This window comes from Leptolyngbya sp. BC1307, assembly GCF_002286735.1.
Lineage (GTDB): Bacteria > Cyanobacteriota > Cyanobacteriia > Phormidesmidales > Phormidesmidaceae > Phormidesmis.
Map to the genome: position 1 here is coordinate 36,024 of NZ_NRTA01000032.1, position 15,128 is coordinate 51,151.

Below are 15,128 nucleotides of genomic sequence, written 5' to 3' on the forward strand. Positions count from 1 at the left end.
CTTTTGTATCCGGTTCCGGTTCCACCGCCTTCTCAGGCAGAGCGTCGGGCTACCTTTTCCCAACTATCTTCTAAAAGACTATAGAGCACGGGCACCACCACCAGGCTCAGTAACGTAGAAGTCAGCAGCCCGCCAATAATCGCCACGGCCATCGGCTGACGCAGCTCCGAGCCTGCGCCCAACCCTAGCGCGATCGGGATCATCCCCAGCACAGTAGAAGCCGTTGTCATCAAGATAGGCCGCAGCCGCACCAGCCCCGTCTGCAAGATGGCCTCGGTGCGCTTCATGCCCGTGCGCCTGAGCTGATTGGTGTAGTCCATCATTAGCAGTGCGTTTTTATCGAGCAGCCCGAGCAAAAACAGCAGCCCGAGCACCGACACCAGGCCAAAATCGCTCTGAGTGACCAGCAGCGCCAGCATCGCCCCGACCACAGACAGTGGCAGCGTCAGCCCAACCACCGCCGGTTCTAGCAGCCGCCCAAACGGGATCAGCAGCACCGCCAACATACAAACGACGGCAAAAGCCAGCGTTCTCCCAAAGCTGCCCAGCACTTCACCAATGCGGGCAGAGTCGCCGCCTAGGTCGATGCGAATGTCGGCAGGAATAATAGACTGGGCAATCTCTACCACCTGATCGGTAGCGTCTCCCAAGGCTTTACCCTCGCTCAGATTGGCGCTGATAAAGGCTACTCGCTCACCGTTTTGGCGGGTGATTTCAACAATTTGCTCAGGGGTATTGTCTTCTCCAGAAAGGCTGACATCGGCAAAGCCGGGCAAACCTTCAACTTCTGCTTTGACTTCAGCAGCGGCTTGATCGAGCGTTGCCAAATCGTCGCCGAGTAGGGCCACTTGCAAAGGCTTTTCGCCACCAGTATCGACAAACTGAACGTCTTCGATGCTGGTGATGAGGTCGCTTTGCTCGGGTAGATCCTGGCGAAGCTGGGTTTGGACGGCGGCGGTGTCACGGGTGCGATCGCCCTTCAATTTGATATAAAGACTGCCCTGATTAGGTCGCCCCTGTCCGCCTGCAGTTGTCAGCACCGAGTCCACTTCTGAGAGTTGAAATACTGTGTCTTCTAGCGGTTCAGCCGCTGCCAAAGTTTGCTGCAGTAGCTGCGCTCTCGGGTCAATAGAGGAAGGATTGGCTTGGGGATCTTGTAATGGCCCGCCCGCCGGTCGGGGCTGAGATTGGGCCAGCGGTACCGTGTAATTGAGATAGAATTCACCCCGATCAAGCTGCGGGATAAAGCCTTGAGGAATCAGCGGAATGATGGCAATCCCGGCGATGAAACTAGCGATCGCAATTCCTACCACATTCCACCGATGCGCCAGCGACCAGGCTAGTAAGCGGCTATAGCTACGTTCTAACCAGGAGACAGGCGCTGCCTGACCACCACCTTGATCGGCCTCTGTTGGCGGCAATCGTCCTGGTTTCAGCCAGTAGGCCGCCAGCACCGGAGAGAGCGTCCGCGCTACCAGCAGAGAAATCAGCACCGCTGCCGATACGGTCAGGCCGAAGGGTTTAAAAAACTGCCCAATCGTGCCGCCCATAAAGGCCACGGGCAAAAATACTGCTGCGATCGTCAGTGTAGAGGCCGATACCGTCAGGCCAATTTCTCGCGTGGCAATCAGTGCCGCCTGACGCGGACTGTGCCCCAGCTCAATATGCCGGATGATATTTTCTAGCTCCACAATGGCATCATCTACTACAATGCCAATCACCAGCGCCAGGGCTAGCAGCGTAATCGTCTCCAGGTTAAAGCCTGCCACCGCCATGACGATGCAGGTACCTAGCAGCGAGAGCGGAATCGCCAGGGCGGTAATTAGCGTGGCCCGCCAGCTACGTAAAAAGGCAAAGATTACCAAAACGGCAATGGCGATCGCCCCAATCAGCGAGCTAATCGTCGCCTGCGTTGCCGCCCGAATGTACTCCGCCTGACTTGCCGCCAGCGTAAACTGCACCTGCGGCAGGTCGCTTTCCAACTGCTGCACGGCAGATTCTACGCGGTCTACCACCTCTAGCGTATTCGCATCGCCCTGCTTCACCACCTGCACCGCCAGCGCCGTCTGACGGTCAAAGCGCACCAGCGTCGGTGAGTTTTGCAAAGCAGCTAGCGATCCCTCCAATTCGTCTGGCTGCGCTTGAACGCCTGTGCCTCGCAGATCTACCCGGAGAACGCCGGAAATTTCTTGCAGTACGGGCAGAATTTCAGCTTCCGCCAGGTCTGCCAAGTCGGTTAGCGATAGGCCCTCACTCGAAAGCGCATAGCTAATGGCCGTGGCCTCATTGAGATTCAGCGGAATAATGTCGTAACTAGCCGCTGGCGGCAGTTCGACCTCGCCCAGCGCTTGCTCAACAGCAGCCCTATCTTCATCGAGTGCCGTACCAACTTTAAACCGCAGATTGATGACGGTGCGACCCGCCGATGTCGATGAAACGGTCTTGTTAAGCGGCTCTAGCGATCGCAGCTGATCTTCCAATGGAATGGTTAACTGCGTCTCGCTTTCTAGCGCGGTCTCAATCGGCGCAGTGGCACTGACCACCACGACTGGAAAAGTAATGTCAGGAAAAAGGGCGTACTTGAGGGAACTCAAAGCAAATAGGCCCGCTACTGCGATCGCAATCCAGCAGCAAACGGTCACCCAAGAATGCTGAATTGCAATCCTGGAGACGTTAAACCGATCTCGAAACGAAGTAGGGGCCATACCAGCAGGACTTAGGTTTTTAGCGTGCGATCCGATCGCGCTTCTATAGTATCAATAGATACAAAGCTAGCTGGCAACTTGGGCGATCTGCTCCTTAGTAATCTGGCCGACAATGGCCAGCACATCGCTACGGCTGAGCTTCTCTCTGCCTTGAGAAAGCGCGTCAAGCGTACCGTGTGCCAGCGCTAGCGGAATGCGGCAAAACGTCAGCGCCGGGCCTTTAGGTAAGGTGGCTGTATAGGCATCTGCCAGCGCCAAGTTGCGGCGGGCATAGCGCTGCATGTCAGCGTCTGTCCAGCCGTTGGGGTAAAAGTCTACGCCTCGGGTCATATCTTCAGCGTGGTTGCGCAAAATATTGACTGACTGTAGACCCCGCCCAAAGCCAATCGCCTCGGTGCGGCTAGTCTGAGTTCCATCGTGCCAGGCCCACAGATCAGACAGCATCAGGCCCACCGCCCCCGCCACGCTAAACGAATAGCGATTGAGATCCGCCTCATCTTGAATCAGCCAGTTGCGCTCTGCCCAGTAGGCCATCCGGTCGGCCATCGCCGCTGTCGCATCCCAGATACGCGGTGAAATCGTCGCCGGGGCCAGCAGCGCCCACTCGCCAATTCGCAGCGTCACCTCTTCCAACTCTGCCCCGCCATCTTTCAGCCCGACCGCAAAATCATCTGCGGCAGAAGTTGCTGTCCCTGCCTGCAAATTTAAGCTGAGCTGCCTGAGTAGCTTGGACTTAAGAACAAAATCCATATCGGCATGATCTTCAATCTGGTCAATCGCCCGCATACACAGGTAGGCAGACGCTACAGCTTCTTTAAGACCTGAAGGCAATAGGCTGATAGGAATAAAAAAAGTTCGGCTGGTTGCTTTCAATAAAGCCAGAGCGGGATCGACAGGTAGCATAGTTCTCTCCTCATATACACTACGGATAATGTAGTGATTGCTATATAGAATAATTAATGGTGGGTTAATTTTGAAGTAGCTAATTTTGCCACGATAGGATAAAAATTCAAATAGTCTAGAAATTAAATAGCTAAAAATTCAAAGGACTTAAGCATTCATGGGCATTCATCTCCAGCAGGCGGTCTCAGTCGGCCAATACCTCGTGTCTCAACGTCTTAGAGGTCGCAAGCGGTATCCTCTGGTACTCATGCTAGAGCCGCTGTTTCGATGCAATTTGGCCTGCTCTGGCTGCGGAAAAATTCAGCATCCAAAAGAAATTCTTAAGCAAAATCTTTCTCCTCAAGAATGTTTTGATGCGGTTGAGGAGTGCGGTGTGCCGGTAGTTTCTATCCCCGGCGGTGAGCCCTTGCTGCACCCTCAAATTGACGAAATTGTACGGGGATTAGTCGAGCGTAAAAAGTTTGTCTACCTCTGTACAAACGGACTGCTGCTAGAAAAAAGCCTGGATAAGTTTGAGCCCTCGGCTTACTTGAGCTTTAGCATTCATCTCGACGGACTGAAGGAACTGCACGACCACTGCGTAGACCGCAAAGGCGTGTTTGAAACGGCGATCAGCGCCATTCGTGCGGCCAAGGCCAGAGGCTTTCGGGTGACGACCAATACCACTGTATTCCAGGGCACCGATCCCAAAGAAATTCAAGATCTGTTTGACTACCTGACTGAAATTGGGGTAGATGGCATGATGGTCTCTCCTGGGTACAGCTACGAATGGGCCCCCGACCAGGATCACTTTCTGCAAAAAGAACAGACCAAAGCGCTGTTCCGGGAGATCCTAGCGCCTTTTAACAGCGGCAAAAAAGCCTGGCAGTTTAATCACAATCCGCTCTTTTTAGATTTTTTGATCGGCCAAAAAGACTACGACTGTACGCCTTGGGGCAGCCCTAGCTACAGCGTATTGGGCTGGCAAAAGCCTTGCTACCTGCTAAATGAGGGGCACTACAAAACTTTTCAAGAGCTGCTCGATCAGACCGACTGGGATAGCTACGGCGCAAAAAGCGGCAATCCTGAATGCGCAAACTGTATGGTTCACTGCGGCTATGAGCCCACGGCGGCAGCAGATGCGATGCAGCCTCGGAATATGGCGCGATCGCTCGGCAGTCTTTTCGGCTAAATCCTGTGCCCTCTTCTACCCAGCCCCGCCTGCTGCACCCCCTCATGGGTGCAAATCTAAAGACGCTTACGGCCCTCCTTCGCCAAAATGGGCCGGGGCGCTACCCGGTGCATCTCTCTATCATTCTAGGAACTGCGCTGCTGCGCTGGCCTTTCTCAACGTACGAACGCTGGCAGGTGGCGCGTTCTCCGCTACCTGAGCAGACCAAATCTCCTATTTTTATCGTGGGCCACTGGCGTAGCGGCACGACATTTTTGCACAGCGTACTGTGTCAGTCGCCTCAGTTTGCCTATACCTCACCGCTAGCCGTAGGTTTACCTTGGGACTTTCTCACCCTGGGCAATGGGCTACAGCCAATTTTAGAGCGAGCCCTGCCCAAAGATCGATTTATTGACCGGGTGCCGGTGAACCCAGATTCTCCCCAAGAGGACGAGATCGCCTTAGCTAGTATGCAACTGCTGTCGTTCTACCACGGCCTGTATTTTCCCCAACGCTTTACCCAAAACTTCAACGCCGGGATTTTTTTTGAGGGCTGTAGCGAATTAGAAATTGAGCGCTGGCAGCAGGCAATGGTTCACTTTTGCAAAAAGCTTCAGCTCCAAAACCCCGACCAGCAGTTGCTGATCAAAAATCCGGTTTACACCGCCCGCGTGCAGCGGCTGCGTCAGCTCTGGCCAGATGCCAAGTTCATTCACATCTATCGCAATCCCTATGTTGTCTTTCGCTCCACGCTAAATTTTTACGCCAAGCTTTTTCGAGAACTGTCTTTGCAGCCTTTTGAGCATGTCCCAGTCGAAGAGATTGTGCTGGAGAGCTACCCTAAGATGATCAATCAGCTTTTGCAAGATACTGAGTCTTTGCCCAAAAAAGATTTTATCGCGCTCCAGTTTGAAACGTTTGAAGCTCAGCCGATTGAACAGCTCTCTCAGGTTTATGAGCAGCTAGAGTTAGCGGGTTGGGAAGATGACCTGCCTGCTTTTCAGCGCTATCTCGACTCACAAAAACACTATCAGAAGAACCAATATTCTTTTCCTAAAGAGATGATTGAACAGGTGAGCGATCGCTGGCAACCTTTGATTGATCGCTGGGGCTACGAACCTCCTACCTGTTCGTGATTATCTATTCGCGGCAGGTCAAGTTAGCTGCCGTTCCCTTTAATCGTCAGCGAGTAGCAAAATCGGTCTGCTCGCGAGATGGTCTCGCCGTATAAAATCGGCTGCTGACTGGTGTAAGTGGTGTAGCGATAGACAATCAGCGGCTGTCCGATCGGCACCTCTAAGTAGCCGCTCATCTCGTAGTCGGCGTGCGTGCATTCGATCACAGCGTCAATGCGCTCAATAGCGATCGCATTGGCTTCTAAGGTCGGAAAGGTCATTTTCTGCTTGAGCTGCGCCCCCAGTCTCTGGCCCAATTCTGGCAAAATGTAGGTGATATCGATAGCTCCTACCGCCCCATCCATCCGCAGCAGCTTCTTTTGCAAATAGGCTATCGGCTGATCGGTGAGCTGCAAGATGGCTTGCACGGCCTTGGGCGGACGCACTTTTCTAAAGGTCAGGTTTTCAAACGTAAAATTCATGCCTTTGCGGGCAATGTCTTCCTCTAAAAAGACTAGCGGGCTAGAGAGTGAGTAAGCCACCTTCTGCTGAGGCGTGACAAATACCCCTTTGCCCTGCTGCGCCTGAACCAAACCCTGACTAACCAAATTGGTAATTGCCTGCCTGGCGGTGATGCGGCTCACATCATATGTTTTCATTAGCTGATGTTCGCTCGGCAGCTTTTCGCCGGGCCGATACTTGCCTGCTTCAATCTGGCCGCGAAGCTGCTCAGAGATACTGATATGTAAAGGAACGGTCATAGTCAGCAGGTTAGGAGCAGCAGGCTATAGAGCTAAACGACTCATTTTTTTGTATAGCCACGTACAGATTGTTATAGCAGGCTTGCGTGTGTTACGCTCAGCTTGTTATAACAAGTGATAATACGAGGCTAGCTTTTCTCGTCAATCAGCTACGTTTTACCCTCATCATCTTCAGCGTGCAGCAGATGTTAACTACCGTGCAATCTTCCGCTTCAGCCAGCTTTAATCCGCGTCAGCTTCTATCACCTGCCGAACTCACCCCTTTAAACCAACGATCTAATCTGGCGGGTACCGGCCGATTGGCTGCGCACCTAGCAGTCATGGCGGTGAGCGGCTACCTCTGGGAAACGGCTCCCGGTTGGCTGGCGCTCCCGGCGCTGGTGGTGTACGGGGCGAGTTTGGCCTTCATGTTTTGTGCGGTGCATGAGTGCGTCCATCGAACGGCGTTTGCCAATACTCGGGCGAATGATGCGATCGCCTGGCTAGCCGGACTGCTGTCGTTCTATAACAGTACCTTCTACCGGCACTATCATAAGTGGCACCATCGCTACACCCGAGTGCCGGGTAAAGATCCTGAGTTAGAAGATCCTGAGCCGAAGACGTTGAGCCAATACCTCTGGCATCTCACGGGCTTCTCTTGGTGGATAGGTAAGATCAAAGGTCACCTCAGAGCGGCTTTAGGAGACTTGGACGACTGCCCTTTTTTATCTGACAGCGCTCGCAGAGAAGTCATACGCTCGACCCAACTACAGTTAGGCACCTACATCGCTGTTGGACTGATTGCTGCCGCCATCGGACATCCCTACTTTTTGGTCACGGGCTGGCTCTTGCCGCTAGCCGTCGGACAGCCGCTTTTGCGATTTGTTCTCTTAGCTGAGCATACCGGCTGCACTTATGGCGACAACTTGCTCACCAATACGCGCACAACCCTCACCCTTTGGCCGCTGCGACTGCTTATGTGGAACATGCCTTACCATGCCGAGCACCATCTCTATCCGTCGATTCCTTTTCATGCCTTGCCTCAGGCTCACCAAACGCTAAAACAACATTTTGCCTCGGTAGATTCCGGATATCTGCGCGTTAACCAAAAGATTGTGCAACAGCTGAGTTAGCCGCTGGCATTGATTAGCGCTCAGGATCTCTCCGCTCATCTCTAGCCCGGTTTTTCCCTGATATGGCCTCCCCCCACCGTTTTACTATCAAAGCTTTTCAGCTACAGTGCGGCGCAGTTCTCCCTGAGGCCGATCTGGTATACCAAACCTACGGCCAGCTAAATCCTTCTCGTACCAACGTCATTCTCTACCCCACTTCCTACGGAGCGCAGCATACCGATGTTGACTGGTTGATACGTCCAGGTGGCATCTTAGACCCGGCAGACTGGTTTGTGATCATGCCGAATATGTTTGGTAACGGCCTTTCTACCTCGCCTAGCAACTGTGAACAGGCTCAGCAACCCGGCTTTTATTTCACGCACTATGACAACGTTCGGGCTCAGCAGGCGCTGCTAAACAGTCTGGGTATAGAGCAGTTAGCGCTGGTCTATGGCTGGTCGATGGGGGCGCAGCAGGCGTATCACTGGGGTGTGCTCTATCCGGAGCAGGTCAGGCGGATTGCGGCGCTGTGTGGTACCGCCAAAACCACCGATCACAATCGTATTTTTCTCTACAGTTTGCGGGCGGCTTTACAGGGTGACCCGGCTTGGAAGGGCGATCGCTTTGAGGGCATACCCGAGCGTGGATTTCACACCTTTACTCAAATCTATGCAAGCTGGGCGGCTTCGCAGGCTTATTACCGGGCCAAGCCCTATCTAGAATGGGGGTACGAGTCTTTAGAAGACTATTTGCTACGCAGTTGGGAAGCGGGCTATCGCAAACGCGATCCGCATAATTTGCTAGCGATGATTGAGACCTGGCTACGCTGCGATGTCAGTGATAATCCGGTTTACAACGGCTACTATGAGCAGGCACTGATGTCTATTGCCGCGCAAACGCTGGTGATGCCTGCGACCACCGATCTGTACTTTACACCAGCAGACTGCGAGGCGGAGGCTGCGCTGATTCCACACAGCGAGTATCGACCCATTCCTTCAATCTGGGGTCACCGGGCGGGCAATCCCTATCAAAACGCTGAAGATGAAACCTTTATCAAACAAGCTATTGAAGATCTGTTAAGCCGTTAGAGGGGCGCTGTTTTGTAGAAGATGGCACTGACCGAAGAGTGGCGATCGCTAATTTTGCGCTGGGAAGAATATAGACGGGTATCCATATGAGACAACGTCATGGCATCTCGGCAGCGAGGAAAATTGTCATCCTGGAAGGATGATAGGGGATTTGGCTTTATCAAACCGGACGATGGCAGTCAAGATGTCTTTTTGCACATCAGTGCACTGGAGAGATTGAGCCGTCGGCCCAAAGTAAACGATATGATTTTGTACGAGCGAGCTACCGAATCGAATGGGAAAGTGCGCGCTGCTAAAGTCTCCATTCAAGGGGTTTCGCCGCGTTCTCTGACCACGAAAACGGCTGGTAGCAGATATAGAAAAAGGTCAAGCGACCAGGTTAAAAATTTGCTAAGTGCTGTTTCAGGCATTGGCGCTTTAGTCGCTGTCTTGCTTTCAGTCTTACTTTCAATAGAGGCTGACTGGTTTCACGACAAACTCGCTCCGTTTGTGAATGCAAACATCGCAAATTCGAACTGCACTGTTAAGGGCAATATCTCAATGAATACAGGCAGAAAGCTCTACCATCTGCCAGGTATGGAAGATTATGAGACAACGGTGATTGACTCTCAAAAAAGAGAGCGATGGTTTTGTACGGAATCAGAGGCGATCGCCGGCGGTTGGCAAAAGGCACCCCACTAGCGATTAGCGCGATCGCCCCCACTCAGCTCCCGATGCACGCTCGTGCCGATCTGAATCGCTTCATTCAGCAGACGGCTGTATTCACTAGCGTCATCGCTCACCTGTAGCCGCTGCAGCGTGGCTAAATTTCGCTCAATGTTGGAAAACATCTCCGCCCGCTGACTCATAAACCGCTGGTGCTTGCGCATGACTCGCTCCGTCATCAGACCGCACACCAGGCTCTCTCGGGTGAGATGCAGCGCCTCTATCACTTCCTGCTGGTTTTCTAAGTTCAGACGGCTGGTCTTAGCCGCGCCCAGTTCTTTTAAAATTTCGACGGCAGCGACCATTTCGTTAAAGCGGTCGATTTCATCGAGCAGGTAGCTCAAGGTGAGCAGACCTTTGCCTGCCTGCCAGCGATAGATACTCCAGGCAAAGGTGAGCGCGATCGCCCCGATTCCTCCTAGCGGCAACCAGCGCCACACCGCCTGCATACTGTCTCCGCTGAGCGCCCGCACCAACAGCAGCGTCACCGGCACGCAAAAGATCAGCGCGACCCCCAGGGTAAGTATCTGTTCGCTTAGCCAGGCCAGCCGTCGCTGCGGACGAAAAGCGCTCTGCCGGTAGGCCCAGCCCATCGTCACTTCGCTGATATCGAGATCTGTAAGCTGGTCTAGCTCGCGCTGAGTGATCCTCAAATTATCCAGATTTGCTAGCTCTTCAGCCATTATTGCTGTCCACCCATCCCAATTTATAAGCCTGAGAGAATCTCACCCATCGGTCTTTATTATCTCGGTTTTTATTATCTGTCTGCACTTCTCGCAGTTTAGTAAAAGCCCAGCATAGAGCCAATGGAGCGAAAGACCTGAGCGTAGAAATTACCGTCAATCTCGGGCCGAAAGATTTGAAAAGGTTCTCCTTCTGTGCCGACAAACGGTCTCAGCGTCCAGCCAAGCTGAGAGCCCACCAGGGCGTATAGCACCACCCAGCCTTGCAAGAGTCGGCGGCGCATTTTTTGCTCAATCGCCTCCGGGCCAACCATGTCGATCATCCCCTTGTAAAACAGTCTGACGCCCACACAGCCAGTAATCGCCATTACCAGCACCGTCATCAGTAAAAAGAATTTGTAGCCTTTGACCGAAATCAAGAAGAACAAGACGACCGGGGCAAAGCTAAAAAGCAGCACGCTAATCACGGCCACCGAAGTCAGCGCCATGGTGACATATTGCTTAAAGCCGAGCCTGGAGCCAAACAAAATGTCGAAGAAGTAGAGAGTTGGCAGACAGATAATCAGCGTCAGTAAATACAGCGCCGGGAGCTTGATGGCCGAAGAGATAATTTGTAAGCCGCCGCCGTAAGAGCCGATAATCGCGCCGTATATTGAAAAAAAGAAGCTGCTAGCCACCAGTAGCGAGGCGATTTTGGTCTCTAGCTTAGTGCCTGAGCGCACCTCGTCTAAGAACATTCGGCGATCGCGCAATAGCCGAATGAGCACTGCAAAATGATTCATAGTTTCCCTCTGTAATTCTCTTTCGTGGTTCCCTGCGTTGGGAGTAAATGCCGAGAGATGCTACCTGTCTAAAGGGATACAGAGAGAAGCGATCGCATTCCGCAAACCGTCAGAGTCACTCATGCGGATGACACGCGCTAAGCTTAGAGACTAAGGGAACCCTGCTATCAGACTGCTTATGAAAACTTCAGACGGCCCGCTCAAGTTAGATACCAGTTTGGCTACTACTGCACTCAATGAGGAAAGCGCTGAGAATGGCGCTGGCTTTGACCCTGCTGCACCTCCCGAGCAGTCATTGATTGACGCCTGCGTACACTGCGGATTTTGCTTGCCCACCTGCCCGAGCTACCGGGTTATCGGCAAAGAAAACGACTCTCCGCGCGGTCGCATCTACTTGATGGATGCCATTAACAAAGGTGAAGCCCCTCTCTCTGCCGCTTCAGTCAAACATTTTGATACCTGCTTAGGCTGCCTGGCCTGTACCACCGCCTGTCCCTCCGGCGTTCAGTACGACCAGCTCATCGCCAATGTCCGCCCTCAAATTCAGCGCAATCATTCCCGCCCTCTCCCTCAAAAAGTGCTGCGCCAGCTAATCTTCTCTCTGTTTCCCTATCCTGATCGCATTCGTCTTTTGTTAGCGCCGCTGGCTCTCTACCAAAGATCTGGGCTCTCTAAGCTAATTCAGTCCAGCGGATTGCTGAAGCAACTCTCGCCAAATCTGGCGGCGATGGAGAGTCTGCTGCCCCCGGTAACGGCTAGCTGCTTTGCAGACAATCTCCCTGAGCTGATACCGGCTCAGGGGAAGGCTCGCTATCGGGTGGGGATGATTTTAGGCTGCGTTCAGCGAGTTTTTTTCACAGGGGTCAACGAAGCGACTGCTCGGGTGCTGAGCGCTAACGGCTGCGAGATTGTTGTTCCGAGATCTCAGGGCTGCTGCTCTGCGCTCCCGGCGCACCAGGGCGAAACAGCTCAGGCGCAAGCACTCGCCCGCCAGATGATCGACAGCTTTGCAGGCGCGGACGTTGACTATATAATTATCAATGCGGCAGGCTGCGGCCACACGCTAAAAGAGTACGGTCACATTTTGGCAGACGATCCAGACTATGCGGAGCGTGCCCGAGCCTTTTCTGCCAAAGTTCGAGATGTTCAGGAGTTTCTTGCCGAAATAGGGCTGACAGCGCCACTGTCTCCCTTGCAAGACGAGCCGCTAGTGACTGTTTACCAAGACGCTTGTCACTTGCTCCACGGTCAAAAAATTAGTCTTCAGCCCCGTCAGCTTTTACAGCAAATTCCCGGTATTAGCCTGCGCGAACCGCTAGATGCGGCACTGTGCTGTGGCAGCGCCGGGGTATACAATATGCTACAGCCAGAAATTGCTCAGGAACTTGGCCAAATGAAAGCCACTAGCTTACTGAATACCGGAGCTGAGCTAATCGCTTCTTCTAACCCAGGTTGTTCTTTACAGATCAAGCAATCCTTAGAAAAGCAAGGTAAAACCGTTATCCTCATGCATCCTATGCAGTTGCTAGATATGTCTATTCGAGGCGTGCAGCTATAGCTCGATACGTGCCAAACTAGGTAGTCCTGAATTTAGGGACTATTCAGACAGCGCCGACCAGGAGGAGACTATGAGCAAAGTGCTGATTAAAGGCGGACGCATTGTGACTGCTGTTGACGATTACGTCGCGGATGTTTTGGTTGAGAACGGAAAGGTGGAAGCGATCGCTCGCACCCTACAGCCAGAAGATGCCGAAGTTCACGACGCCACAGGGCTGCTCGTCATCCCCGGCGGCGTCGATGTGCATGTGCATATGGAAACGCCGATGGGCAATGACGTTTATACCTGCGACAGCTTTGAGAGCGGCACTCGCTCAGCGGCCTTTGGCGGCACGACAACAGTCATTGACTTTGCCCAGCAGTTTCATGGAGAAAGCCCGAAGGCAGCGCTAGATCGGCGGCTAGCAGCAGCAGAGCCTCAGTGCTGCGTAGACTACGGCTTTCATGTCATTATCACCGATGCGAATGACGATGCGCTGGCCGAACTCCCTGACTTGGTCAACAATGAAGGCGTCTCCAGCTTTAAGCTCTACATGGCCTATCCTGGCGTGCTGATGGTAGATGATGCGGCCATCTACAAGATTATGCGCAAAGTGAGTGACCACGGCGGCATGGTAAATATTCATGCAGAAAACGGCACCGTGATTCAGGCGCTGATTGAAGAGGCGCTGGCAGCGGGTAACACTTCTCCTAAATTCCACCAGCTGACGCGGCCCCGGCTGATGGAGGGCGAAGCTACTCACCGGGTGATTCGGATTGCAGAGCTGGCGGAGGTGCCGGTTTATATCGTGCATCTGTCGGCAAAAGAGGCTTTAGATGCGGTGGTGGAGGCGCGCGATCGCGGCATTCCCGCTTTTGCCGAAACCTGCCCTCACTATCTTTTTCTAAACCAGGGTGAATATGATCGTCCTGGCTTTGAGAGTGCCAAGTATGTGATGACGCCGCCCCTGCGAGACCATAAATGTCAGCACGAACTCTGGCGGGGCTTGCGCTTTGACGATCTGCAAATTGTCTCGACCGATCACTGTCCCTTCTGTTTTAATGAAAACCCGATGGGCATATTCAGATCTAAGCGGATGGGTCAAGACAACTTCAACAATATTCCGAACGGTGCTCCTGGCGTAGAGCTGCGGCTAGAGCTACTGTATGATGGCGGCGTGAGAGCAGGCAAGATCACTCTCAATCGCTTTGTGCAGCTTACCGCTACTGCCCCTGCCAAGATGTTTGGGCTATTTCCTCAAAAAGGAACGATCGCCGTCGGGAGCGATGCCGACATTGTGTTGTTCGACCCCAATCAACAACACACGCTGAGCGCCAGCACGCAGCATTCAAACGTAGACTACTCTCTCTTTGAAGGGCGAAGTATTCAGGGGCAGGTGAAGAAAGTGTTTCTGCGCGGAGAGCTGATTGTAGAAGAAGAGCAGTGGCTGGGGCGATCAGGTATGGGGCGGTATCTAAGCCGGTCAGCCTCTGGCAGAGTGATGTAAGCGGTGATGCTGGTCACTCATCTCTGTAGATTTTTATCGCTCGGTAGAATCTTTCTCTAACAGCCTTCGGCTACTATTTTCTTAATTGAGATGGTTTTATAACCTACCGGTTTTTTAGTGCTTGGCATTAGCCCTAGACAGACATTCGATGCAATAGCTCAATAACCGCTGGTAGAAGGCAAGCTTGTTTTAGCTTGCAACAAAACAAGCCGACTCAGCAGGCAGGGCCTGAGCCGTTGCCTGAGCCGCTCTTTGTCTAATGACATCAGGCAACAAGGGAACAGTGTCATCGTGTTTGAGCCTGGAGGTCAAATATTGCCAGAACGAAAAGCCCAGCTTGCGACAGGTTTTTTTGAGGCCGACAAAGGTGTCACGCGCCTGCCTGCCCAAGTCATGGCGAGTGGTGCCACTAATCTTACGACGAGTGACCATCTCGCGAATATCAGATTCAGCGGCATTGGTATGCAAAGGCAGCGCTGGCATCTCCAGGACGCGCAGGAGTTCTGCCTTGTGGTTGGTAAACTGCTTGAGCACCGCGTTTAAGGGCGCATTGTCCTCGAAGGTCTGTGCAAAGATGGCATCAAAGCCTCGGTTGAATGCAGGTATATCGTCAGCAGAGGGGTCTTGGCGATAAAACTTCAAGGCTTGGTAGTAGGCCCACAGCTGATAGCGCAGGGCTTCAATTTCGTTGAGCTGCGCAGGGGTTTCGCCGCTCAATTTGCGCAGGGTACGTTCCATATGTATCCAGCACAGGGCATGGACGAACAAGACAAACTGCGGCGCACCATCACTGAGGATAATCAACTCAGGTGACACCCCATGGCTAATCACACTGCCGAGCAAAGCCGCTTCGGTGACCAACCTAACCGCGAGCGGGGTGACGATATCAAGGCGCTCTAAATAAGCTGCCCATGCCGATTCACCCTGACAAATCACCTGCTCAGAAAAGCTCAGTTTCTCTAAATGGCGAGACGCTAGCCCATGAGCGCTCAGGTAGGCTTGGGCATATTCGTTGAGCACATAGTCCTCAAACGGATGACGCAGGAGCTTGAGATAGTTTTGCCGGGACTTGTGCTCACTACTGCGAAAATAGGCAAATAG

13 protein-coding genes are annotated in these 15,128 nt (G+C 53.0%); 7 read left to right on the forward strand and 6 right to left on the reverse strand.

Translation table 11 applies throughout. The features are described 5' to 3' along the window. Positions 1–32 precede the first annotated feature (32 nt). Positions 33–2,705, reverse strand: a complete 2,673-nt coding sequence (locus CKL79_RS15930; protein WP_121970567.1) for an efflux RND transporter permease subunit — start codon at positions 2,703–2,705, stop codon at positions 33–35. A gap of 66 nt (positions 2,706–2,771) precedes the next feature. Beyond that, positions 2,772–3,608 (reverse strand): phytoene/squalene synthase family protein, encoded by an 837-nt coding sequence (locus CKL79_RS15935; RefSeq protein WP_121970568.1) that lies wholly within the window; start codon positions 3,606–3,608, stop codon positions 2,772–2,774. Between the two features lie 157 nt (positions 3,609–3,765). On the opposite strand from CKL79_RS15935, the gene hpnH reads away from it, so the two are divergent. Beyond that, positions 3,766–4,779, forward strand: a complete 1,014-nt coding sequence (hpnH, locus tag CKL79_RS15940; protein ID WP_121970569.1) for an adenosyl-hopene transferase HpnH — start codon at positions 3,766–3,768, stop codon at positions 4,777–4,779. 5 nt (positions 4,780–4,784) lie between these two features. Continuing rightward, entirely contained in the window at positions 4,785–5,894 is a 1,110-nt protein-coding gene (locus tag CKL79_RS15945; RefSeq protein ID WP_240518900.1) for a sulfotransferase, read from the forward strand. 23 nt (positions 5,895–5,917) lie between these two features. Here the strand turns inward: CKL79_RS15945 and CKL79_RS15950 are convergent, their stop codons facing one another. After that, positions 5,918–6,634: a GntR family transcriptional regulator gene (locus tag CKL79_RS15950; RefSeq protein WP_121970571.1), complete on the reverse strand. Its 717-nt coding sequence runs from the start codon at positions 6,632–6,634 to the stop codon at positions 5,918–5,920. 185 nt (positions 6,635–6,819) lie between these two features. Here CKL79_RS15950 and CKL79_RS15955 point away from each other — a divergent pair, with 185 nt between their 5' ends. The 3 genes from CKL79_RS15955 to CKL79_RS15965 all read left to right on the forward strand — a co-directional run bounded on the left by CKL79_RS15955 (position 6,820) and on the right by CKL79_RS15965 (position 9,494). Continuing rightward, positions 6,820–7,746, forward strand: coding sequence for a fatty acid desaturase (locus CKL79_RS15955; protein WP_121970572.1), 927 nt, complete (start codon positions 6,820–6,822; stop codon positions 7,744–7,746). A gap of 62 nt (positions 7,747–7,808) precedes the next feature. Further along, positions 7,809–8,813 carry an alpha/beta fold hydrolase gene (locus tag CKL79_RS15960; protein ID WP_121970573.1) on the forward strand — a complete coding sequence of 335 codons (1,005 nt, stop codon included), beginning with the start codon at positions 7,809–7,811 and terminating at the stop codon, positions 8,811–8,813. Positions 8,814–8,912: 99 nt separating this feature from the next. After that, positions 8,913–9,494, forward strand: coding sequence for a cold shock domain-containing protein (locus tag CKL79_RS15965; RefSeq protein WP_121970574.1), 582 nt, complete (start codon positions 8,913–8,915; stop codon positions 9,492–9,494). Here the strand turns inward: CKL79_RS15965 and CKL79_RS15970 are convergent. Then, complete coding sequence (locus tag CKL79_RS15970; RefSeq protein ID WP_121970575.1) at positions 9,491–10,201, reverse strand: hypothetical protein; 711 nt, start codon at positions 10,199–10,201, stop codon at positions 9,491–9,493. The two genes, CKL79_RS15965 and CKL79_RS15970, sit on opposite strands and share 4 nt — an antisense overlap. Before the next feature lie 98 nt (positions 10,202–10,299). Beyond that, positions 10,300–10,983 carry an actin-binding WH2 domain-containing protein gene (locus CKL79_RS15975; protein ID WP_121970576.1) on the reverse strand — a complete coding sequence of 228 codons (684 nt, stop codon included), beginning with the start codon at positions 10,981–10,983 and terminating at the stop codon, positions 10,300–10,302. A gap of 178 nt (positions 10,984–11,161) precedes the next feature. On the opposite strand from CKL79_RS15975, the gene CKL79_RS15980 reads away from it, so the two are divergent. Further along, the gene (locus CKL79_RS15980; RefSeq protein ID WP_121970577.1) at positions 11,162–12,541 is read left to right on the forward strand and encodes a heterodisulfide reductase-related iron-sulfur binding cluster; all 1,380 of its coding nucleotides are present in this window, start codon (positions 11,162–11,164) and stop codon (positions 12,539–12,541) included. 70 nt (positions 12,542–12,611) lie between these two features. Continuing rightward, complete coding sequence (gene hydA / locus CKL79_RS15985) at positions 12,612–14,027, forward strand: dihydropyrimidinase (protein WP_121970578.1); 1,416 nt, start codon at positions 12,612–12,614, stop codon at positions 14,025–14,027. A 189-nt stretch (positions 14,028–14,216) separates the two neighbouring features. Here the strand turns inward: hydA and CKL79_RS15990 are convergent. Further along, on the reverse strand, positions 14,217–15,128 hold a 912-nt coding region (locus CKL79_RS15990; protein ID WP_141242221.1), incomplete at its 5' end, for a transposase.

Bases quoted from the DNA above. Each gene is read 5' to 3' on its own strand.
- CKL79_RS15930 (WP_121970567.1), bottom strand. From the start codon at position 2,705: ATGGCCCCTACTTCGTTTCGAGATCGGTTTAACGTCTCCAGGATTGCA.
- CKL79_RS15935 (WP_121970568.1), bottom strand. From the start codon at position 3,608: ATGCTACCTGTCGATCCCGCTCTGGCTTTATTGAAAGCAACCAGCCGA.
- hpnH (WP_121970569.1), top strand. From the start codon at position 3,766: ATGGGCATTCATCTCCAGCAGGCGGTCTCAGTCGGCCAATACCTCGTG.
- CKL79_RS15950 (WP_121970571.1), bottom strand. From the start codon at position 6,634: ATGACCGTTCCTTTACATATCAGTATCTCTGAGCAGCTTCGCGGCCAG.
- CKL79_RS15955 (WP_121970572.1), top strand. From the start codon at position 6,820: ATGTTAACTACCGTGCAATCTTCCGCTTCAGCCAGCTTTAATCCGCGT.
- CKL79_RS15960 (WP_121970573.1), top strand. From the start codon at position 7,809: ATGGCCTCCCCCCACCGTTTTACTATCAAAGCTTTTCAGCTACAGTGC.
- CKL79_RS15965 (WP_121970574.1), top strand. From the start codon at position 8,913: ATGGCATCTCGGCAGCGAGGAAAATTGTCATCCTGGAAGGATGATAGG.
- CKL79_RS15970 (WP_121970575.1), bottom strand. From the start codon at position 10,201: ATGGCTGAAGAGCTAGCAAATCTGGATAATTTGAGGATCACTCAGCGC.
- CKL79_RS15975 (WP_121970576.1), bottom strand. From the start codon at position 10,983: ATGAATCATTTTGCAGTGCTCATTCGGCTATTGCGCGATCGCCGAATG.
- CKL79_RS15980 (WP_121970577.1), top strand. From the start codon at position 11,162: ATGAAAACTTCAGACGGCCCGCTCAAGTTAGATACCAGTTTGGCTACT.
- hydA (WP_121970578.1), top strand. From the start codon at position 12,612: ATGAGCAAAGTGCTGATTAAAGGCGGACGCATTGTGACTGCTGTTGAC.